This window comes from Algibacter sp. Ld11, from assembly GCF_045066735.1.
Classification (GTDB): domain Bacteria; phylum Bacteroidota; class Bacteroidia; order Flavobacteriales; family Flavobacteriaceae; genus Algibacter.
The window spans coordinates 250,067-272,631 of the sequence record NZ_JBISHH010000025.1; the positions used below are offsets into that span (position 1 = coordinate 250,067).

The window sequence follows — 22,565 nt, forward strand, 5'->3', positions numbered from 1 at the left end:
GTTTTGATGGTTATTATTTTTGTTCTGGTTTAACATGAATATCGGTGCCTAATCGCTGTAAATAAGCAATAAGAGCAACAATTTCTCTGTTTTTCATTTCAATAAAAGGTTGTCCGTTTTCAGCGGCATATTTTTTATCCGCTTCATAGGTTTTAGCAAAATCTGGGTCTTGATATAGATTTTGTTCAATTTGTGAACCTTGAGCCAACATGCTTTCTTGTGCGTTAACAATTTCTTCTTCCGTATATGGTACGCCAAGGGTAACCATAGCTTCCATTTTTGTTTCGGTTAAAGATTTGTCTAGCTCACTGCTTTCACCTGTAATTAACCAAGGGTATCTTGGCATTATAGAGCCTGATGAGGTACTTTGCGGATCGTACATGTGATTAAAGTGCCAGTTATCTGAATACTTAGCTCCAATTCTATGTAAATCTGGACCAGTACGTTTGGATCCCCAAAGGAACGGGTGGTCGTAAACAAATTCTCCCGCTTTCGAGTATTCGCCATAACGTTCAACCTCGTGTCTAAACGGACGAATCATTTGTGTATGACAACTAACACAACCTTCACGGATATAAATATCTCTACCTTCTAATTCTAAAGGTGTGTATGGTTTAACACTAGAAATAGTTGGGATATTAGATTTTACCATTATGGTTGGAACAATTTGAACAATACCACCAATTAAAATAGCAATAGTTGCTAAAATAGTTAATTGAATAGGCTTACGCTCTAACCAAGTGTGCCATCCTTCATTTGCAGTACGTTTTTTAGATACACGTTCTAAAGCAGGAGCTTCTGCCGATTCATCTTCAACTTTGCTACCTTGTCTAACAGTCATGATTACATTATAAACCAAGATGAACATACCAGTAATGTACAGTGTACCACCAATAGCACGCATAAGGTACATAGGCATAATTTCGGTTACTGTTTCCAAGAAGTTACCATATACTAAGGTACCATCTGGATTGAATTGTTGCCACATAGAATATTGTGTAAATCCAGCAACATATAGTGGTAATGCGTACATAATGATACCCAATGTACCTATCCAAAAGTGTAGATTCATTAAGCCTAAAGAGTGCATTTTTGTTTTGAATAAACGAGGTACTAAATAATAGATCATACCAAAGGCTAAGAAACCATTCCAAGCTAGTGCACCAACGTGTACGTGAGCAATAATCCAATCGGTAAAATGCGCTACGGCATTTACACTTTTTAGGGAGAGCATAGGGCCTTCAAACGTTGCCATACCATAACCGGTAATTGCAACAACCATGAATTTTAAAACAGGATCGGTACGTACTTTATCCCAAGCACCACGAAGTGTTAGTAAACCATTGATCATACCACCCCAAGAAGGCATTAATAGCATTATTGAGAATGTGGTACCTAAAGCTTGCGCCCATTCTGGTAAGGCTGTATATAATAAATGGTGAGGTCCTGCCCATATATATATAAATATAAGAGACCAGAAGTGTACAATAGATAATCTATAAGAGTATACAGGTCTGTTTGCTGCTTTAGGAACAAAGTAATACATAAGTCCTAAGTAGGGCGTAGTTAAAAAGAATGCTACGGCATTGTGACCGTACCACCATTGTACAAGGGCATCTTGAACACCTGCATAAACAGAGTAACTTTTAAAAGCACTAACTGGTAATTCTAAATTGTTAAAAATATGAAGAACCGCAACCGTAACAAAAGTCGCTAAGTAAAACCAAATAGCAACATATAAATGACGTTGTCTACGTTTTAATATGGTCCAGATCATGTTTATACCAAAAACAACCCAAACAATGGTAATTGCAATATCTATTGGCCACTCTAACTCGGCATACTCTTTAGTAGATGTATAGCCTAAAGGAAGCGTAATAGCTGCTGCAACTATAATAAGTTGCCATCCCCAAAAGTTAATGTTACTTAATAAGTCGCTCGCCATTCTTGCTTTAAGTAAACGCTGTAGTGAGTAATAAATACCAGCAAACATAGCGTTACCAACAAAGGCAAAAATTACAGCATTGGTGTGTAGTGGTCTTAAACGACCAAAACTTAACCAAGGAATTCCATCGGTTAAATTTGGGAATAAAAACAAAAAAGCAAGTAGCAAACCTACCGACATACCTACAACCCCAAAAACAATGGTGGCGTAAATGAATTTTGTAACGATCTTATTATCGTACTTAAACTGTTGCATTTCCATAAATTAAAATGTTAATCGTTTTTAGTTAAAATTGTTTTTTTAGTTTTTTCTTTAACCACTTCGTCCTCAAAAAGCATACGAACCGAGGGTGTATAGCTATCATCAAATTGTCCGCTTCGGACAGCAACGATAAACGCTACAAAAAAACCAATAGCAACAATTATGCTAATAGTTAGTAAAATATATATAACACTCATACCTTAATTGAAGTTACGGATCAAAAGTACTTTTATACCATTTTCTAAAACATGACATTTGTCATGTTTTTTTTATTTTGAGCCAATTTTTATTTATTAAAAATAAGCAATTTATATTATTGTTTTATTGTGATGAAAAAAAATTTACTTTTTCAGTTTTCGTCCTAAAATATTGGTGCTGATTGTGGTGAATACAACAATGCTAATAGAACTTAAAGGCATTAATATAGCTGCTATAACAGGTGCTAATTGCCCAGTTACAGCAAAGTAAAGCCCTATACTATTGTAAAAAAATGAAAGTAGAAAACTCCATTTTATAATTTTTATAGCCGATTTTGATGCTTTTATAAAATCATGCAATTGATTAAATTTAGAAGCATCGAGAATAGCATCGCATGCGGGAGAAAAAATGTTTACGTTTTCTGAAAGTGCTATACCAACATTACTTTGTGCTAGAGCTCCTGCATCATTCAATCCATCTCCAATCATAAGTACTTTTGCTCCCGATTGTTGGTGATGCCTAATGTATTCTAATTTATCCTCAGGTTTCTGATTAAAAAATAATTTTGTTTTAGCGGGTAGTAATTTCGTTAAGTTTTCTGTTTCACCAGCATTATCTCCGGAAAGAATTACTAAATCGTAATGCTTTTTTAATTTATTAAACAGTTTAGAGAGTCCTTTTCTGTATTTATTATAAAATGTAAATCGACCCTTATATTGGCTATTTGTACTGACATAAACAGCTGTGTTTAACGTAGCAGTTTCTGCTGAATAGCCAACAAACGGGGCAGAGCCTATTTTAATAGTGTTTTTATTATGTTTAGCCTCCATACCTTTACCAATGTACTCTGCGTAGTTATCTAAGGTAACGATATCATGTTTGTTTAAAATATCGTAAAGTGATCTACTTAATGGGTGGTTAGAGTTTCTTAAAGTGCTTTTTAATAAAGATTCTTCATCGGTTGAAAGCTGCGAGCCTTCGTATTTAATAGCGGTTTCTTTATTTGCGGTAATGGTTCCTGTTTTGTCGAAAATTATGGTGTTAATAGCTGCTAGCTGCTCTATTACTGAAGCATTTTTGGCGTAAAATTTTAGTTTCCCAAAAATGCGAAGTAAATTCCCAAATGTGAAAGGAGCTGCTAATGCAATAGCACAAGGGCAAGCAATAATTAATACAGCCGTAAAAACATTTAATGCTTTTGATGGATCTACAACTAGCCAATATGTTGTGGCCAAAACGGCGATACTTAAAACGGCTATGGTAAACTTTTTACTTATGGCATTTGTAAGTGTTGTAAAGCTATCTTCTTTATTTTTATTAAATACATCGTTACTCCATAGTTGCGTTAAATAACTTTGCTCTACGGTTTTTAATACATCAACCTCAATACTACCATTTAGTTGTTTTCCTCCAGCAAAAAGTTTATCGCCCGATTGTTTAGAAACCGCTTCTGCTTCACCTGTTACAAAGCTATAATCTATTCTTGCTTTTCCGTTAATTAAAATACAATCTACAGGAATTAACTCTTCGTTCCTTATTAATAATCTATCGCCTTTTTCAATATCGTAAACCTGTACAGATTCTTCTGTGCCGTTAGTGTGTAGTTTTGTAATTCCGATAGGGAAATACGATTTGTAATCGCGCTCAAAAGAAAGAAAATTATATGTTTTTTGTTGAAAAAACTTTCCGAGTAATAGAAAGAATATTAATCCGGTTAAACTGTCGAAAAAACCTGTGCCTATATTTAAAACTATTTCGGCTGTACTTCTAACAAATAAAACAATAACACCTAAAGATATGGGTACATCAATATTTAAAATTTTAGAACGTAGGCCTTTATATGCCGATATTAAATAGTCTTGCGCCGAATAAAAAACAACAGGAAGTGAAAAGAAAAACATAAGCCATCTAAAAACAGGAGCATATTGTTCTATCCAAAAACCTGTAACCTGAAAATACTCCGGAAAAGATAAAAACATTACGTTTCCGAAGGCAAAACCGGCAATACCTAACTTGTAAATAAGCGATCGGTTTACGTTTCTTTTTCCAACACTATAATCATCTAAACTAATAAAAGGTTCGTAGCCAATACTACTTAAAAGATTAACCAATTGTTTTATAGAAATTACTTCACAATTATAGGTCACTCTTACTGTTTTCTTTCCGAAGTTTACAACAGATGAGCTTATGGATGGATTTAATTTGTTTAGGTTTTCTAGAATCCATATACAAGAACTACAGTGTATATGTGGTATGTATAAGGTTGCGATTTGTGTTTTTTCATCGTTAAAATCGAGTATGCTTTCAACAATTTTAGCATTATCTAAAAAGTTGTATTTGCCTTCAATATCGCTTGGTTTTGCTCCAGCAGATGCTTGTAAATCGTAGTAACACGTTAAGTCGTTAGTAGAGAAAATCTCGTACACGGTTTTACAACCGTTACAACAAAACGATTTATCATCAAATATGATATTAGCCGCAGACGCGTCTAAACCACAGTGAAAACATGGGGTTTTACTCATTTCAATTTGCTCATTTATACCTGTTGCAAAATTCAGAAATCAACCGTATTTTAAATATGATATTAATCATGTTTTTGCTATTTTTACAAAGTACAAAATTTTACCACAAGGAAATTGTGATAGCATGAAATTAAGATAATTAGCTTAATTCCGTCTTTATTGTTTTTTCTGTTTTCGTGTTTCATGTAAAGTTTCAAAATCAATTTAAGTAATGTTTCAAAATAATGGACGGGTTTTTAATGTGCTTTTTGAGGCTGTTTCAGAAGGTGTTATAGTTGTAGATAAAAATCAAAAAATTGTGGGTTCAAACAAGTCTTCCGAGAATATGTTTGGATACACTAAAAAAGAACTTCTAAATAGTGATCTTAGTATTTTAATTCCGAAAACATATCATGCGAACCATGGCGCCCATTTTGAAGGGTTTATGAAGAATAAGGAAAGTCGTAAAATGGGACGTGGTAGAGATTTATACGGATCACGCAAAGATGGCACCATATTTCCTGTTGAAGCTGGTTTAAATCCTTTAGAAATTGAAGGGGAAACTTTTGTTATGACTCTAGTTATCGATATTTCGATAAGAAAAAAGCAGGAACTCGAATTATTGGAATTAAATACGGAGTTAGAAAAAAAGGTAGAGCAGCGTACTGATGCCTTGAGTAATATTGTAAAAGAATTAAAAAGCGTAAACCTTGAGCGTGATGAGGAAATAAAAAAACGAATTGATGCTCAAAATAAAATTAGTAACGCCCTTAAAAAAGAAAAAGAGCTTAACGAATTAAAAACTAAATTTTTATCGTTAGTTTCTCATGAGTTTAAAACACCGTTGAGTGGTATTTTAACCTCGTCTATGTTGTTAAGTAAATATAAGTTAACAGAGCAGCAGGAGCGAAGAGATAAGCACATAAAAACAATATCAGATAAGGTACATTACCTAAATAATATTTTGAACGATTTTCTTTCTATTGAGAAGTTAGAAACCGGTAAAATGAACTATAAATTAACAACTTTTAAATTAAGTAAAGTTGTTAATGAGGTGGTGTATAATGCCAATATGCTTTTAAAAGATGGGCAAAAAATTAATTACCCAGAGAATATTGACGATTATTCAATGCACCAAGATGAGAAAATTTTGGAGCTAGCATTATCTAACTTAGTTAATAATGCTATTAAATACTCTTCGGAAAACACCATTGTAGATATTAACATTAGCCAAGATGAAACATATACCACGTTCAAAATAAAAGACAACGGTATGGGGATTCCTCTTAAAGATCAAAAAAGTATATTTAATCGCTATTTTAGAGCAGAGAATGTATTATTGGTTCAAGGAACTGGTATTGGATTAAATATTGTAAAAAGTCATTTAGAAAACTTAGGCGGTACTATAAGTTTTTTGAGTGAAGAGAATAAAGGGAGTATATTTACAATTGTATTAAAAAATAAAGCGGAATAAATGAATAAAGTATTACTGATAGAAGATGATGTTGTTCTAAGAGAAAATACAGCAGAATTATTAGAACTATCTAATTATGATATGATAACGGCTCCAAATGGTAGATTAGGAGTGGAAATGGCTATTAAAAATTTGCCAAATATTATAGTGTGTGATATTATGATGCCGGAACTCGATGGCTATGGTGTTTTAGAGGCTTTGTCTAAAAACGAAAGCACTAAGCATATCCCTTTTATATTTTTATCTGCAAAAACCGAACGTAGAGATGTAAGAAGAGGTATGGATTTAGGTGCCGATGATTATATTACAAAACCTTTTGAAGAAGACGAGCTTATTAGTGCCATAGAGAGTAGATTGGCCAAAGCTTCTATTTTAAAAGATTTGCACCAAGATAAGAAAGAAGATGATTCTGATGAATCGGAAATAAGAACGCTTAATGATTTAAAGAATTTTTTTGATGATAATGGTGAGGTAACAAAATATGCTAAAGGTGATATTATATATGAAGAAGGCCAGCACTCCAATTATATTTATTTAATATCTCAAGGGTTAGTAAAGTCTCATAAATTTGATGAAAAAGGAAAAGATTTAACCACGGCGCTTTATAAAGAAGACGATTTGTTTGGTTATACATCGTTTATTGAAAACACAACCTATCAAGAATCTACAACAGCAATAAAAGAAACCGTTTTAATAGGTGTTGCCAAAAGTGCTCTAAAAGAAATACTAAATAATAACCACCAGGTTACTTTAGAATTAATACAATTACTCACAGAAAACCTTACCGACGTAAAAGACCACCTATTACAAATGGCATACAGCTCGGTTAAAAAAAGAACAGCAAACACTATTTTAAAGTTTGCCGAAAAATTAAATAGAAATCCACAAGACACCATTAGAATTTCGCGAAACGATTTGGCTAGTGTTGCGGGGATAGCTACCGAAAGTTTAATTAGAACACTGTCTAGTTTTAAAGATAGCGGTATTATTGATATTGAAGGTAGAAATATTAAAATTTTAGATTTAGATAAACTACAACAAGTACGTTAAAATATCCTAATATGGCACATTCATGATATTGGTCATATTTCATTAAGCATCCTGCCTTTATTTTTGTTTTCTAGAAGAAGATAGGCATGAAGAATATTTTAATACCCACAGATTTTTCTGAAAACGCATGGAATGCCATAGAGTATGCCTTACGTTTTTTCGGCAAGTCGTCGTGTAATTTTTACATATTACATGTAGACAATTTAGAGGTTTCCAGGTTCCAAGAAAAGGTGCTTGCGGGAGATGGCACCATGGTTTCTAGTGTGGTGAAAAGTCCGTCAAAAAAATTATTACAGCAAACTATAAAGCGCATTATTAAAAGTCCTTATTTAAATTCTAAGCACCGTTTTTATCCGGTTATGGATAATAATTATATTGTTAACTCTATTAGAAAACAGGTTACAGAAAAAAAGATTGATTTTATAGTAATGGGCACACGCGGCGAGTCTGGGTTGAATAACTTAGCCGTTGGTAGTAATACAGGTAATGTAATCACAAAAGTAAAATGTACAACACTAGTTGTACCTGAAAATGCAAAGTACGTGAGCCCTAAAGAAATTGCCTTTCCAACAGATTTTTCATTTTTCTATCATGTAGAAACATTACAGCCCATGGCTGATATTATTGAGGCGAACCAAGCAGCAGTTAGGGCACTTCATATCAATAAAAACAGTTCGGCGTTAAATGAAGATCAACAAAAAAACAAAGAGTTTCTAGACGATTATTTTACAAACCAAGAGCATAGCTTTCACTCTTTAACAGATAACCATATAGAAGATGCTGTACAGAATTTTGTTGAGAAGAAACATATTAATTTAATTGCCATGATGGCTAAAAATTTAAATTATTTTCAAAAAATTCTATTTCACCCTACAACGCCTAAAAAGCGTTATTATACCGATGTTCCTTTTTTAGTTTTACATTAAAATGGGGTTTTCAATCAATATTTTTTCAAAGTAAAAACATTAAAATAGGTATGGGGAAGTGTGAACAATGTATAATAAAGCAGTTTAATTCAATGAAGTCTTTAACCAAAGATGAGTTAATCCGTATTTCGGGATGCAAAACGTCTAGAATAATTAAAAAAGGCGAAGTGATTTTCGAAGAAGGAGAAAATATTAACGGCGTATATTGTATTAGAGATGGTATTTGTAAGTTATCTAAACTAAGTGAAAACGGAAAAGACCAAATAGTGAAAATGGTTGTAAAAGGCCAGTTGCTTGGGCAACGCTCTTTAATAACAGAGGAGGTTTCAAATTTACAAGCCGTAGCACTAAACGATATGGAAGTTTGTTTTATTCCTCGAAATGAAATTATGGCAGATCTCCAAAACAATCTTAAATTCTCGTTTGATGTGCTTAAGGTTATGGCCAGAGATTTGCGAGAATCTGATGATATTATAGTCAACATGGCGCAAAAAACGGTTAGAAAAAGATTGGCCGATGTTTTAATCTACCTACACAGCAGTTTTGGCGAAAACACCGATGGCACGTTAAGCATTTTGTTGTCGCGTGAAGATTATGCGAATATTGTGGGCACGGCAACAGAGTCTGCTATTCGTATTATTTCTCAACTAAAAAAAGAAAACCTTATTTCTACAAAAGGGAAATACATTAAAATTGAAGATTTGGCAGGCTTAAAACGCGTAGAATAAGGTAGTATAACCGTATTCATGCTTCCCATAGATAATTCCGATTATCACATATTACTTTTTTGATTTAAAATTGAGTATTTTTATAGTGTTATGACTAAAAATACATCAAGAAAAGGTTTCATTTTTAAAACTTACGAAGCACCTTATCAATCTCCATTCGATAAGTTATTCGATATTTTTAAAGAATTAATTACCCATACTTCAGGCGATTTCGACGAAGCTATAAGCTGGTTGCGCGAACTCGATAAGGAATATACATTAACAACTGCAGAATATACTATAGACGATTTTATTGAAGACCTTAAAAAGAAGGGTTATATAAAAGAAGAAATAGATCTCGATGGTAATGGCGGTATGGCTATTACAGCAAAAACCGAACGCGCTATTAGGCAACAAGCTTTAGATCAAATTTTTGGTAATATAAAGCGCAGTGGGCAAGGTAACCATAAAAGTAAAGGTCAGGGTATAGGTGATGAGCATACTGGCGATTTTAGAAACTATCAGTTTGGAGATGCTCTAGATAAAGTATCGATGACAGAGAGTTTAAGGAACGCGCAAATAAATCATGGTATTTCAAATTTTACCTTATCGGAAGATGATTTGGTTGTTGAAGAAACTATGCATAAGGCCCAAATGAGTACAGTGCTCATGATTGATATTAGTCACAGTATGATTTTGTATGGTGAAGATAGAATTACACCTGCTAAAAAAGTAGCTATGGCTTTAGCCGAATTAATTACTACGCGTTACCCAAAAGACACACTCGATATTTTGGTTTTTGGTAACGATGCTTGGCAAATAGAAATTAAAGATTTACCCTATTTAAAAGTAGGACCATATCACACAAATACCGTTGCTGGTTTGCAGTTAGCTATGGACTTACTCCGAAGAAAACGAAACACCAATAAACAAATTTTTATGATTACCGACGGGAAGCCAAGTTGTTTGCGTTTACCCGATGGTCAATATTATAAAAACAGTAATGGCTTAGATACCCATATTGTAAATAAATGCTACGCCATGGCACAGCAAGCAAGGCGATTGCATATTCCTATCACAACCTTTATGATTGCTCAGGATAACTATTTAATGCAGTTTGTTCAAGAATTTACAAAGGCTAACCAAGGGAAAGCGTTTTATACCGGTTTAAAAGGATTAGGTGAAATGATTTTTGAAGATTACGAAACCAATAGAAAAAAGCGTATTAAAGGATAAAAAAGTTAAAAGAATAAAGAGGTAAAAAATAGAGAATTATTGACAGCTATGTAGGCTCTTTTTTCTCAATTCTATAGTCTCTTTTGTAAATATAAGATATGAAAATAGAAAATATAAATACATTAGGCGAACTTAAAAAAGCGGGCTACCAAAGCAAATCTATAAAAGATGAATTACGTGATAATTTAATCTTAAAAATAAAAAATAAAGAAACCACTTTCGAAGGAGTACATGGTTATGAAAACACTGTGATTCCTGAGTTAGAGCGTGCTATTTTATCTCGACACAATATTAATTTATTAGGATTACGCGGACAAGCAAAAACACGATTAGCGCGTTTAATGCTTAATTTGTTAGATGAATATATCCCGTTTGTTTCAGGTTCGGAAATTAATGACGATCCATTACAACCTATCTCAAGATTTGCTGTGGAATTAATCAAAGAACAAGGCGATAATACACCCATCTCTTGGTTACATAGAAGTGAAAGGTTTGCAGAAAAATTAGCAACACCAGATGTTACAGTTGCTGATATTATAGGAGATGTGGATCCAATAAAAGCGGCAAATTTAAAATTAAGTTATGCCGATGATCGTGTAATTCATTATGGTATGATACCTCGTGCAAATCGTTGTATTTTTGTAATTAATGAACTTCCCGATTTGCAAGCGAGAATACAGGTAGCCTTGTTTAATATTTTACAAGAAGGTGATATTCAAATTAGAGGTTTTAAGTTGAGGTTACCTTTAGATATTCAGTTTTTATTTACTGCAAACCCAGAAGATTATACTAACAGAGGTAGTATTGTAACACCTTTAAAGGATAGAATTGGGTCGCAAATATTAACACATTACCCAGAAGATATAGAAACGGCTAGGCGTATTACTGAGCAAGAATCTAATTTAGTTGAAGGTCAAAAGAGTACAGTAGAGGTGCCCGATTTTGCAAAAGATTTATTGGAACAAATTGTTTTTGAAGCTCGCGATAGTGAGTATATAGATGCCAAAAGTGGTGTGAGTGCAAGGTTAAGCATTACAGCATTCGAGAACTTATTAAGTACAGCCGAAAGACGTGCTTTAGTTTGTGGTGATGATACTACTATGGTGCGTTTAAGCGATTTTTCTGGTATTATTCCGGCTATTACTGGTAAAGTCGAATTAGTTTATGAAGGAGAGCAAGAAGGAGCTGCTGTGGTGGCTTACAGTTTAATTGGTGAAGCTGTAAAAAGCATGTTTGAAGAGTTTTTCCCGAAAATAGGGAAGCTTCAAAAACAAGATGAAGAAAGTCCTTATGATGATATTGTTTCATGGTTTTTTAATCAAAAAGAAGGTTTTGAGTTGTTAGATAATTTAAACAATAAAGATTATAAGAACTTGCTAGAAGCTATTTCTCCGCTAGATGATTTACTTGGGGAATACCAACCCCATTTAAAGAAAGAAGACTCTTATTTTATGAAAGAGTTTGTGCTTTGGGCATTGGTAGAGTTTAAATTATTAAGTAAACAGCGTTTTTCTGAAGGCACTCAATTTAAAGATCCTTACGGAAGTTTTATAAGTGGTATTTAAAAAGAAAATTAATAAGTTTTTAAATAAAAAAAGCGATAAGAAAATCATTTTCTTATCGCTTTTTTTGGTTTTCCAATTATCATATACTTAAAATTTACAGTAGTGTTTTTAAGATTTCGTAGTCATTTACCTTCTCTTTCCTATATATAGAAAACACTTTTGTATTAATTCGTTTTCTTTGGATTTTCGCCTAAAAAGCTCTATTTTCTACTCAAAATAGAGTGAAAATTGAAAATAATCGATAAATTTTAAAGATTTTATGGAAAAACCTAGTAGTGAAATTCAACATGATATCAATCTATTGTCTTTTGATATAGATAACACGCTTATAGATTTTAATACTCATAAAAGTAACTTTCGAAAAGTATGGAAAGCGCACAAGCCAAAGCAAGATGTTTTATTAGCATACAATACAGGGCGTTTAGTTGATGATGTTATTCATTTAATAGAAAAGGGAATATTGCCCGAGCCAGATTACATAATTTCTGGTGTAGGTACTCATATCTATGATTACAATAAAAAATGTGTAGTAAAAGAGTTTAACGACGTTTTAGATGATGGTTGGGATCTAAAGCTAGTTGAAGATATTATACAAAATATTGATGGCCCTATAAACGAGCAACCAAGTAAATATCAACACGCATATAAACGTAGTTATTATTTTCACAACGCCACAGATGGTGTTATTACAGAAATAGAAAACACCTTTGTTAAAGCCAATATGGATATTAATGTGGTGTATTCTCAAGAACAATTTTTAGATATTTTGCCAAAATGGGCAAACAAGGGGAATGCTTTACAGTGGCTTTTAAAGAAGCTAAACTTAAAAACAGCTAATGCCTTAGTGGCTGGAGATAGTGGTAATGATTCCGCTATGTTCGATATGGAAGGTATTAAGGGGATTGTTGTAGCTAATGCACACGAAGAACTTTATAAATACACTAAATACCGTCAAATTTATCATGCAGAAAAAGATTGTGGCGATGGAGTGATAGAGGGCTTAGTTTATTATGGTGTTTTACCAGAAGAGGCGATTGTAGAAAGCCATACAGACCACACAGAAGATTATATTATTCAGCAAGAATTAAATAGTATTGCCTCTGAGGACGATAAGGAAAAATTAGACCTTATTTTAGAAGGTTATGAGAAGGCTGTTGTAGCTCTAAAGAAGAATATTACACCTCTTGGTTTTTCGGCTTGTTCTATTGAAGATAATATCACCCACGGCACCGATGAAAACTACCACAGTGTTTGGGCTAGAGATGGAGCTATTACCGTAATTGGCTCTTTGGCTTTGGTTGATGATGAAGACATACATAAATGTCAACGGCAGACTTTGGTGACATTAATCGAGAATAGCTCTAGAAACGGACAGATCCCTTCTAATGTGCGTTTAAAAGATAATCAACCCGATTATTCCGGAGTAGGCGGTATTTGCTCTATAGATAGCGGAATATGGGTTGTAATTGCATTTTACGAATATGTAAACGTCACAAAAGATATTAAGTTTTTACGTAAATATATTGGTGATATTAAAGAAACCATGCGTTGGCTTGGTGCTCATGATAGTAATAATGATGCTTTATTAGAAATACCTGAAGCAGGAGATTGGACCGATTTATTTGGTGGAAGTTACAATATTTTATATGATGAAATTCTTTGGTATCGCTCTAATGTATGCTATGGCAGAATGTTAGAAATGCTCGGTGATTATGATGAAGCTGGAGAATACATACGATGGTCTCAAGTGATTAAAAAGGAAATTTTACAGAATTTCTGGCCATCTACACAGCAAAAATTATTTCAAACGGTATCATTCGCAGAGCGCCAGTTTACACTAGGAGATACGCCTTATTTAATTCAGCAAACTACACCATTCGACTTTAGTTGGCGTTGCGATGTTTTCGGAAACGTGCTCGCCTTTTTGTTTGGTACAGTCGATGCTGAAAAAGCACATCAAACCTTTAAATTTATGTTAGGTGTTGGCGTTAACGATCCTTTTCCGGTATCTAATGTGTATCCGGTTGTAACACCAGGAGATCCCGATTGGAAACCCTATTACACCGTTAATTTATTGAATTTACCAAACCATTATCACAACGGAGGTATTTGGCCATTTGTAGGTGGTTTTTGGGTGAAATTTATTGGAAAGCTTGGTTTTAGAGATATGGCTATTTCCGAATTACATAAACTCGCTTTAATAAATAAGGAAGGTTTAAATGATGAATGGGAGTTTAATGAGTGGGCACATGGTATAACAGGTAAAGCGATGGGGAAAGCTTATCAGGCTTGGTCTGCGGCGCAATACATTTCAGCTTGTCACGATTTAAAAATAATTAAGAAATAATTTAATAAACTATAAAACTATGAAATCAATATTAATGATCTCTTTACATGGATATGTAGGAGCTAATCCTGAACTTGGTAAACCCGATACAGGAGGCCAAGTAGTTTATGTTTTAGAACTTGCCGAACGTTTTAGTCGTTTAGGTAAGCGAGTAGATTTGGTAACACGTCAATTCGAAGATCAACCAGAGTATGATAATGTTCACGAAAATTATAGTGTTTGGCGAATTCCTTTTGGAGGTAAAAAATTCATTAGGAAAGAAGATATGCACGACCATCTTAAAGCGTTTGTAACAAATACTTTAGCGGCAATAAAGAAAGAGAATAAAAAATATGATGTGGTTTATTCCCATTACTGGGATGCCGGTTGGGCAGGCCAAAAAATAGCAGAAGAATTAGGTATATCTCACGTGCATACACCACATTCTTTAGGTTGGTGGAAACAGCACAGCATGGGAAGCGATATGGACGAGAAGGAAATGGAAAAAACTTATCGTTTTAAAGAGCGTATCAGAAAAGAATATTTTGTTTACCAAATGTGTAACCATATTGTGGCAACCACATTACCGCAAGTGGATTTGTTAACCCAGCAATACGATGTGCTTTCTAAGAACTGTACCATGATTCCTCCTGGTATTGATGAAAATCGTTTTTATCCAGTGCCTTCCAAAGAGAATGATAAAATTAGAGCCAAATACGATATACAACCTACCGATATTTTGGCTTTAGGTAGAATGGCGCATAATAAAGGTTACGATTTACTAATTAGAGCGCTCCCCACTGTTTTTGAACTTTGTCCAGAAGCCCGATTAGTTGCGGCTATTGGTGGCGACCAATCTGAGCAAGATGATAAAGGTGTTGCGGGGTTAAAAAAGCTAGCCAAGGAACTAGGCGTTTTAGATAAAATAACTTGGAAAAATTATATTGCTGATGAAGATTTAGCTAATGTATATCGAGCAGCCAATATTTTTGTGATGCCTTCTCGATATGAGCCTTTTGGTATGGTGGCTATTGAAGCTATGGCTTGCGGAACACCAAGTGTGGTAACTGTGCATGGTGGTTTATACGATTTAATTGATTTTGGAAATCAAGCATTATTTGCAGACCCACATAGACCTACCGAATTTGGTGCTATGATGGCTATGCCTTTATTGTATCCTAAAATGCGAAATGAGCTATCTGTGGAAGGTGCTCGTTTTGCTAGACGTAATTTTGGATGGACGGGTATTGCAAAGCGCATGTTGCAAGTATTTACAAGCTCAATTAGTCAAAACACCATGGAGTCCAATCTATTTTATTAATAGAGATCCTTAATTTACCAAGTATCTCTACTTTTGATATTATTAGCGCATAATCGAATAATTTCGGTTATGCGTTTTTGTTTTGTAGCTTCACGTTTAGCGCTGTGTAGCCAAAATAAATAATGCTTTTTATATGAAGGTGCAAAGTTTTGGTAGTTTTTAAAAGCCTCAAGGTTTTCGTCAAAAGCCTGTTTTAGAGCTTTTGGTATAATACCTTTTTCAACAGAATCGAGTGCGCTCCAGCTACCGTTCTGCTTACTAATGTTTATAATGTCTAATCCAGATTGATGTATTAAACCTTCTTGAGTAAGGGTTTTAATGTATTTTTTGTTTAAGGCGCTCCAAACGCTCTTATGGTTTCTTGGAGAGTAATATTGGCGGCGTTTTCCGTCTCCCAAACTTTTTACTGTAGAATCTATCCAGCCGTAGCAAATAGCAACTTTTACGGCTTCTTCCCACCGCATGGAAACTTCTTCGTTTTCAATTTTGTAAAATATTAAATAGACACCTTTAAAATCTTTGTGGTTTTTATGTAACCATTCACGCCATTCTATATCTGTTTTAAAATAAAGTTCAGGAATTTCCAAAAGCATTATAATTTAGATGTTTCAACATAGAAATCTTTAACGACTTCAAAGGTTGAAATTTTAGAATTAAATTCTAATGTTTTCAACTCATCAGTTGGCTCCAACCATAATATTTCTTCATTTATTTTAACTTCAACGGGCATATCAAAACCTGAAACATTATTTGTCCATTGGTATTTTAATACTTTTTTATCTATGGAATATTCTAAGGTAGGGATTTTTACAGATCTTAAGTATTGATCAAAAAAAGCAGTTAAATCAATTCCGGCTTCTTTAGATAGATAATCTTCAATTTGTTCAGTTGTTACGGTTTGGTGATAGAAAGTAACATTCATTTTTCGCAATATCTGTCTCCATTTTTCGTCATCTTCAATAAGTTGGCGTAATGTATGCAACATATTGGCTCCTTTATAGTACATATCTCCAGAGCCCTCGTGGTTTACGTTGTAGTTACCAATAATTGGGCGGTCGTTTTTAATACTTCTGCGTGTACCAATTACATATTCTGAGGAAGCTTGTTTTCCGTAGTAATAATCTAAAAATAAGCTTTCGGAATAAGCAGTAAAACTTTCATGAATCCACATGTCTGCAATGTCTTTATTCGTAATATTGTTAGCAAACCATTCGTGTCCCGATTCGTGAATAATAATAAAATCAAATTTTAAACCCCAACCAGTTCCAGATAAATCACTTCCTAAATAGCCGTTTTTATATTTGTTACCATAAGTTACCGAGCTTTGGTGTTCCATACCTAAATAAGGTGCTTCCACCAGTTTATATCCATCAACATAAAATGGATATTGTCCAAACCAATGCTCAAAGGCTTTCATCATTTTGGGCGCATCTTTAAATTGTTCTTTAGCTTTTTGTAGGTTGTATTTTAAAACATAATAATCCATGTCTAAATTTCCACCTTGACCATCGTAAACTTCAGAAAAATGAGCATAATCACCAATGTTTATGTTTACTCCATAATTATTAATGGGGTTTTTTACAAACCAACTATAAGTTTGAGTATCTCCAATACGTTCTACAAGTCTGAGCCTTCCGTTAGATACATTTATTAAATCTTTAGGAACATTTACACTAATAAGCATACTGTCTACCTCGTCGTACATATGGTCTTTGCATGGCCACCAAACGCTAGCTCCCAAACCTTGGCAAGATGATGCAATAAAATCATTACCATTATCATCTTTTTTCCACGAAATTCCACCATCCCAAGGCGCATTAACGGCTTCTCTGGGATTACCTTCATAATATACATCTAAACTTTTCAAGGTGTTTAAAGTTTGATTTTCTTTAAGTTTTATAAAATGCGCATTTCCATCGTTTATAACTTCAAGTTCTACATGATCTTGAATAACTTTAGTGATTTTTAAAGGCGATTGCAAATCAATTTGCATTACCGAATCTGCTTTTAGTACTTTGTATTGAATCGTGTTTTTTCCGGAAATAAACTTATGCTCTGGATCTACTTTTATATCTAAATGATAATAGGTTAAATCCCACCATGCGCGCTCTGGAGTAATACTTCCGCGTAGTGTATCTTGTTTTGTGAAATTATATTTCTCTTGCAATAATTCTTGCGAAAATGATGATATGGAAAATAGAAATATCAAGATGTAAACGGACCATTTAATTTTCTGAATAAACATGTTTTTTGGTATTTGTTTATTAATATGTTTTGCGCTTATACAATAGTATTATTTTTTAACACTGAAAGCAAATATATTCTAGAACTACGTAGAATAGATTAAATCTAGATTTTTTTTCTAAAATATTTTAAATCAGACTATAAAAAAAACGCTTCAAAAATCAATTCGAAGCGCTGTGTTTTTAATGTTAGAAAAATAGGTTTAGTTTACACACAAATCTAACTGCGTCATGTAATCTGAAGCTAATTTCTTAAGATTCGAAATATAATAGGTATTAATAGCATCTACACTGTCTTGAGATAAGTCTTTATCAGCATTAGCCATTATTTTCAAAGTATTGTTGCTACTGCACAGTTTTAAATTGTCGTTGTATAGTTTAGCCGTTGTGCTAATAGCGAGTTTATATTCGCTTATAAGCTGTTTCTTTTCCAAGTTTAAAGCTTCTATTTTTTGCGCTGCTAACTTCTTCTTAATTTCGGCTTCCTTTAGTTTTAACGCGGCTTGTTGTTGCTTTAGCTGTTCTTGTTCTTTTTGCAAATTGGCTAAGGCATTGTTTTCGGTTGGCGTTTCTACAACTTCAATATTATTAGCATTGTTGTAGGCGCATTTATCAATTTCAATAACGCTCTGTTTGCTTAAATCTCTGGCACGTTTTACATAAAATCGCCCATCTTCATTAGTCGTTACAGATTCTACCTGAACTAATAAATCTGAAACCTGGTTAGCTAAATCAAGCGCTTTTTCACAATTACAATCGGCTAAATTTTGCTTAGATAGTTTTATAGATTCTACCGAGCGGTTAGAGTAGTATTGTAAATGGCTAATGTTGTTAGAGTCGTAAGCATCTTTAACATGCGAGTAGGAATTTATTAAGTAAGCACTTGCATCTTCGCAATTGCCTTGACTGTGCATGGTGTATGTTAAAAATAAAATAGGTAGGAGTAAAAGAGTTTTCATAATAAGTAGGTATTTAAAGGGGGATTTGGATGGGCTAATGTATTAAAAACAATTTGGTCGAGTGTGCAGTTTGTCGAAAACACAGATAATTGTTGGTTTTGTCCTTAAAATTCGAGGTATACACTATTTCTAAATTCGCTTAGTAAGTCGTTTAATAAATTGTTTATTATATTTATAGAAATTAATTTCCGCAACATTATAATATGAAAGATATTAAAATCGATAAATACAAGGTAAAATCTCCAATTACCCTCAAAAACTCAGAAACTAAATTTGTAATAGACGATGCTAAAAGCGAGCTTAAGAGTATTCGTAAAAAACTAGGTGAGTGGCAAAACATTATGTATGCACACGATAAACACGCCGTTTTAGTATGTTTACAAGGTATAGATACATCTGGGAAAGACAGTTTAGTTCGCGAAGTTTTTAAAGAATTTAACGTGCGCGGTATAGAATGTCATAGTTTTAAAGTGCCAACCGATTTGGAGCGTGGTCACGACTATTTATGGCGTCACTATTTAGTGCTTCCACAACGTGGTAAATTTGGAGTTTTTAATCGCACACATTACGAAAATGTATTGGTAACCAGAGTACATCCAGAATATATTTTAGGTGAAAATATTCCTGGAATCGAAAGCGTAGACGATGTAAATGAAGCCTTTTGGGATAAACGTTTCGAGCAAATAAATAACTTCGAAAAGCATTTGGCAGACAATGGTACTATAATATTCAAGTTCTTTTTAAACCTATCTAAAGAAGAGCAAAAAAGTCGATTACTTCGCCGTTTGGATAAACCAGAAAAAAATTGGAAATTCTCACCAGACGACCTAAAAGAACGTAAACTTTGGGATCAATATCAAGATTGCTATCAAGATGCCATAAACAGAACCTCCAAGCCACATGCACCATGGTATACTATTCCTGCCGATGATAAACCGACAGCGCGTCTTCTTGTTGCAAAAATTTTACACGATACGCTAATTAAATATACCGATATTACAGAACCCGAATTAAACGATAAAATTAAAGCGAATTTAGAGAGTTATAAAGCACAGCTCGATAACGAGTAATTGATTTTGGGCGTTTTAACACGCTTTCACTACTCGCTCCCTTCCGTTGGTCGGGGAGCTTAAACAGGCCGTTCAATCGTTAACGCGATTTAGGCTGGTTAATTAACATAAAGTTATAATTTTCAACCAAGCTCTATTTTACTGAAATACTATCTTTAGCAAAAAATAACGAATCCATTTAATACCTAATCCATATTACTAATGATAAAATTAAAAAGAGTTTTAGCAATAGCTATAACTTTAAGTTCTATGGCACTAGTTGCCCAAACCGACGAAGATGTTCTTAAAACCATTTACAAACAATCTTTAACAAACGGACAAAGTTACGAGTGGTTAAATCACCTTTCAAATCAAATAGGTAGTCGTTTATCTGGGTCATTAGGAGCAGAAAGAGCGGTAGCATACACCAAAGAAGAGCTCGATAAGTTAGGTTTAGATAAAGTTTGGTTGCAACCCGTAATGGTGCCACGTTGGGTTCGTGGAGCAAAAGAGTATGCTTTTATAGAAACCGAGCGCGGTAAAACTAACACCGTAAATATTTGCGCACTAGGTGGCTCTGTAGCAACGCCAGGACTTGGTTTAAAAGCTAATGTTGTTGAGGTAAAAGATTTTAAAGAATTAGAAGCTTTAGGTAAAGCTAAAGTTGAAGGTAAAATAGTGTTTTATAATCGTCCTATGCAAGCCGATTTAATTAGCACCTTCGAGGCGTATGGAGGTTGTGTAAACCAGCGCTATAAAGGAGCTGTAGAAGCTGCTAAATATGGAGCAATAGCAGTAATTGTTCGTTCTATGAATTTACGTCAAGACGATTTACCGCATACCGGTAGCATGACTTACGGAGATTTGCCAGTAGATCAACGTATTCCATCGGCAGCAATAAGCACTAACGATGCTAATTTATTAAGCACCATGTTACAGCTTAAAAGTGATATAAAATTCTATTTTAAACAAAGTTGTAAGCAGTTAAAAGACGTACAGTCTTATAATGTAATTGGGCAAATTACGGGAAGTGAATTTCCAAATGAATATATGGTCGTTGGTGGGCATTTAGATTCATGGGATTTAGGAGATGGATCTCACGATGATGGGGCAGGAGTTGTTCAATCTATGGATGTTTTACGATTGTTAAAAGAATCTGGAATTACACCAAAACGTAGCATAAGAGTGGTGCTTTTTATGAATGAAGAGAATGGCCTACGTGGCGGAAAAAAATATGCAGAAGTTGCTAAACAAAAAAATGAAAATCATGTATTTGCTTTAGAGAGCGACTCTGGAGGGTTTACACCTAGAGGTTTTAGTTTCGATTGTTCCGATGCTAGTTTTAGCCAAGTTTTAAGTTGGGAATCATTATTTAAGCCGTATTTAATTCATTATTTTGAAAAAGGTGGTAGTGGTGCAGATGTTGGTCCGTTAAAAACAGAAACCAATGTATTGGCAGGATTAAGGCCAGATTCTCAGCGCTATTTCGATCATCACCATGCAAGTAATGATACTTTCGATGCTATTAATAAACGTGAGTTAGAATTAGGAGCGGCAACAATGACGTCTTTGGTTTACTTATTTGATAAGTATGGGATTAACCCGATAAATACCTCAGGAAATATTAAAAAATAAATGGGTCTATCTTTAGCAGAATTAATAGCCAACTTATTACTCTGTTTTGAGGATGTTAAATTTTGGTTTAAAAATAGAAAAAGGCGCAAATTTGAAAAAGAGCATGGACTTCCTAAAAAGTTCATGCTTTATCCTTCTCAAAAAATAGGATTAATCGTTTTTCCTTTTTCCTTAATACTATTAATCTCAGGGGTACTACTATTTAAAGATTCTAATCAAGATTTTACACGTAGTAAAATAGTAGAATTAGCAAAAATACTAGAAAAAGAAAAACAAGATATAGGTCGATATCCGGAAAAAATTGGTGATGTTGTTAGGAATAATCCGTTGAGACAAAATGTAATATTCGATTCGTGGAAACAAAAGTTTCATTATAAACCTCTTAATAACGGAACAGAATTTAAACTACAATCTTTAGGGAGTGATGGTGAATTAGATACAAGCGATGATATTAAACACAATAAATAAACTATGAAATTTAAACTTCTTGTTTTACTAATAACAATAAACGGAGTTGCTATGGCACAAAATAGAGAATTACCATATTACGAACTAGAAGAGCCAACTCAAAATTATACAGCAGGAAATGTCGCTGCCAGAATGATAGATGCTTTGGGGTTTCGCTATTATTGGGCGAGCGAAGGTTTACGCGATGTAGATTTGGAGTATAAGGCAAGTGATTCTGGTAGATCTAGTGGAGAAACAATTCACCATATATTAGGTTTGTCTCAATTTATTATAAATTCAATTTCAAAAGAAAGTAAAAAATCAGTTGAGAAAAAGGTGTCATTCGAAGATCAAAGAAGCGAAACATTATTTAATTTAAAAAAAGCTTCCGATATTCTAAGAGAAAGTGATAACCTCTCTGAATTTGATACAACACAACTTCCGTTTTGGAATATGATAAACGGACCGATTTCCGATGCTATTTGGCATTGTGGGCAATTAGTAACACTTCGCCGGGCTTCGGGCAATCCATTTAATTCGAAAGTAGGTTTACTTAGTGGTAAAGTTCGCGATTAATCGACTGTTTTTAGTGAAATTATTCAAATATTCAGTTTAAAATTGATAATAAAAGAGATTTTTTTAAAAGAAAAATAATAATTTATAATTTCTATGAAACGCTATTTTTCATCGATTTAGGGGAGAGCGTTTTTTGTAAGTTTGTG

Annotated in this window: 18 protein-coding genes; 12 read left to right on the forward strand and 6 right to left on the reverse strand. The window is 33.8% G+C overall.

Annotation, left to right across the window (positions count from 1 at the left end):
• Nucleotides 1-13 precede the first annotated feature (13 nt).
• The 3 genes from ccoN to ACJJV4_RS14725 all read right to left on the reverse strand — a co-directional run bounded on the left by ccoN (nt 14) and on the right by ACJJV4_RS14725 (nt 4,926).
• Nucleotides 14-2,206, reverse strand: a complete 2,193-nt coding sequence (gene ccoN, locus ACJJV4_RS14715; protein WP_405295777.1) for a cytochrome-c oxidase, cbb3-type subunit I — start codon at nt 2,204-2,206, stop codon at nt 14-16.
• Between the two features lie 11 nt (nt 2,207-2,217).
• Nucleotides 2,218-2,403, reverse strand: coding sequence for a cbb3-type cytochrome oxidase assembly protein CcoS (gene ccoS / locus ACJJV4_RS14720; protein WP_405295779.1), 186 nt, complete (start codon nt 2,401-2,403; stop codon nt 2,218-2,220).
• A gap of 144 nt (nt 2,404-2,547) precedes the next feature.
• Nucleotides 2,548-4,926, reverse strand: coding sequence for a heavy metal translocating P-type ATPase (locus ACJJV4_RS14725; RefSeq protein WP_405295781.1), 2,379 nt, complete (start codon nt 4,924-4,926; stop codon nt 2,548-2,550).
• 211 nt (nt 4,927-5,137) lie between these two features.
• On the opposite strand from ACJJV4_RS14725, the gene ACJJV4_RS14730 reads away from it, so the two are divergent.
• The 8 genes from ACJJV4_RS14730 to ACJJV4_RS14765 all read left to right on the forward strand — a co-directional run bounded on the left by ACJJV4_RS14730 (nt 5,138) and on the right by ACJJV4_RS14765 (nt 15,510).
• Nucleotides 5,138-6,379: an ATP-binding protein gene (locus ACJJV4_RS14730; RefSeq protein ID WP_405295783.1), complete on the forward strand. Its 1,242-nt coding sequence runs from the start codon at nt 5,138-5,140 to the stop codon at nt 6,377-6,379.
• Nucleotides 6,380-7,429, forward strand: a complete 1,050-nt coding sequence (locus ACJJV4_RS14735) for a response regulator (protein ID WP_405295785.1) — start codon at nt 6,380-6,382, stop codon at nt 7,427-7,429.
• A gap of 86 nt (nt 7,430-7,515) precedes the next feature.
• On the forward strand, nt 7,516-8,355 hold the full coding sequence (locus ACJJV4_RS14740; protein WP_405295787.1) for a universal stress protein: 840 nt from the start codon (nt 7,516-7,518) through the stop codon (nt 8,353-8,355).
• Nucleotides 8,356-8,405: 50 nt separating this feature from the next.
• Nucleotides 8,406-9,083 carry a Crp/Fnr family transcriptional regulator gene (locus ACJJV4_RS14745; RefSeq protein WP_405295789.1) on the forward strand — a complete coding sequence of 226 codons (678 nt, stop codon included), beginning with the start codon at nt 8,406-8,408 and terminating at the stop codon, nt 9,081-9,083.
• A gap of 90 nt (nt 9,084-9,173) precedes the next feature.
• Complete coding sequence (locus tag ACJJV4_RS14750) at nt 9,174-10,298, forward strand: vWA domain-containing protein (protein WP_405295791.1); 1,125 nt, start codon at nt 9,174-9,176, stop codon at nt 10,296-10,298.
• A gap of 98 nt (nt 10,299-10,396) precedes the next feature.
• A complete protein-coding gene (locus tag ACJJV4_RS14755) occupies nt 10,397-11,863 on the forward strand; it encodes a magnesium chelatase (RefSeq protein WP_405295793.1) in 1,467 nt (488 codons plus the stop codon).
• 259 nt (nt 11,864-12,122) lie between these two features.
• Entirely contained in the window at nt 12,123-14,210 is a 2,088-nt protein-coding gene (locus tag ACJJV4_RS14760) for an HAD-IIB family hydrolase (RefSeq protein WP_405295795.1), read from the forward strand.
• Between the two features lie 19 nt (nt 14,211-14,229).
• The gene (locus ACJJV4_RS14765) at nt 14,230-15,510 is read left to right on the forward strand and encodes a glycosyltransferase (RefSeq protein WP_405295797.1); all 1,281 of its coding nucleotides are present in this window, start codon (nt 14,230-14,232) and stop codon (nt 15,508-15,510) included.
• A 14-nt stretch (nt 15,511-15,524) separates the two neighbouring features.
• On the opposite strand, the gene ACJJV4_RS14770 is transcribed toward ACJJV4_RS14765, so the two are convergent.
• The 3 genes from ACJJV4_RS14770 to ACJJV4_RS14780 all read right to left on the reverse strand — a co-directional run bounded on the left by ACJJV4_RS14770 (nt 15,525) and on the right by ACJJV4_RS14780 (nt 18,712).
• Complete coding sequence (locus ACJJV4_RS14770) at nt 15,525-16,103, reverse strand: YdeI family protein (RefSeq protein ID WP_405295799.1); 579 nt, start codon at nt 16,101-16,103, stop codon at nt 15,525-15,527.
• On the reverse strand, nt 16,103-17,755 hold the full coding sequence (locus ACJJV4_RS14775; protein WP_405295801.1) for a M1 family metallopeptidase: 1,653 nt from the start codon (nt 17,753-17,755) through the stop codon (nt 16,103-16,105). Before ACJJV4_RS14775 ends, ACJJV4_RS14770 begins: the two co-directional genes overlap by 1 nt.
• Nucleotides 17,756-17,956: 201 nt before the next feature.
• Nucleotides 17,957-18,712, reverse strand: a complete 756-nt coding sequence (locus ACJJV4_RS14780; protein WP_405295803.1) for a hypothetical protein — start codon at nt 18,710-18,712, stop codon at nt 17,957-17,959.
• Nucleotides 18,713-18,915: 203 nt separating this feature from the next.
• Between ACJJV4_RS14780 and ACJJV4_RS14785 the strand changes: the two genes are divergently transcribed.
• The 4 genes from ACJJV4_RS14785 to ACJJV4_RS14800 all read left to right on the forward strand — a co-directional run bounded on the left by ACJJV4_RS14785 (nt 18,916) and on the right by ACJJV4_RS14800 (nt 22,419).
• A complete protein-coding gene (locus ACJJV4_RS14785) occupies nt 18,916-19,782 on the forward strand; it encodes a PPK2 family polyphosphate kinase (protein ID WP_405295805.1) in 867 nt (288 codons plus the stop codon).
• A 201-nt stretch (nt 19,783-19,983) separates the two neighbouring features.
• Nucleotides 19,984-21,396, forward strand: a complete 1,413-nt coding sequence (locus ACJJV4_RS14790) for a M20/M25/M40 family metallo-hydrolase (protein ID WP_405295807.1) — start codon at nt 19,984-19,986, stop codon at nt 21,394-21,396.
• Nucleotides 21,397-21,864 carry a type II secretion system protein GspG gene (locus tag ACJJV4_RS14795; RefSeq protein WP_405295809.1) on the forward strand — a complete coding sequence of 156 codons (468 nt, stop codon included), beginning with the start codon at nt 21,397-21,399 and terminating at the stop codon, nt 21,862-21,864.
• A 3-nt stretch (nt 21,865-21,867) separates the two neighbouring features.
• A complete protein-coding gene (locus ACJJV4_RS14800) occupies nt 21,868-22,419 on the forward strand; it encodes a hypothetical protein (protein ID WP_405295811.1) in 552 nt (183 codons plus the stop codon).
• Nucleotides 22,420-22,565 lie beyond the last annotated feature (146 nt).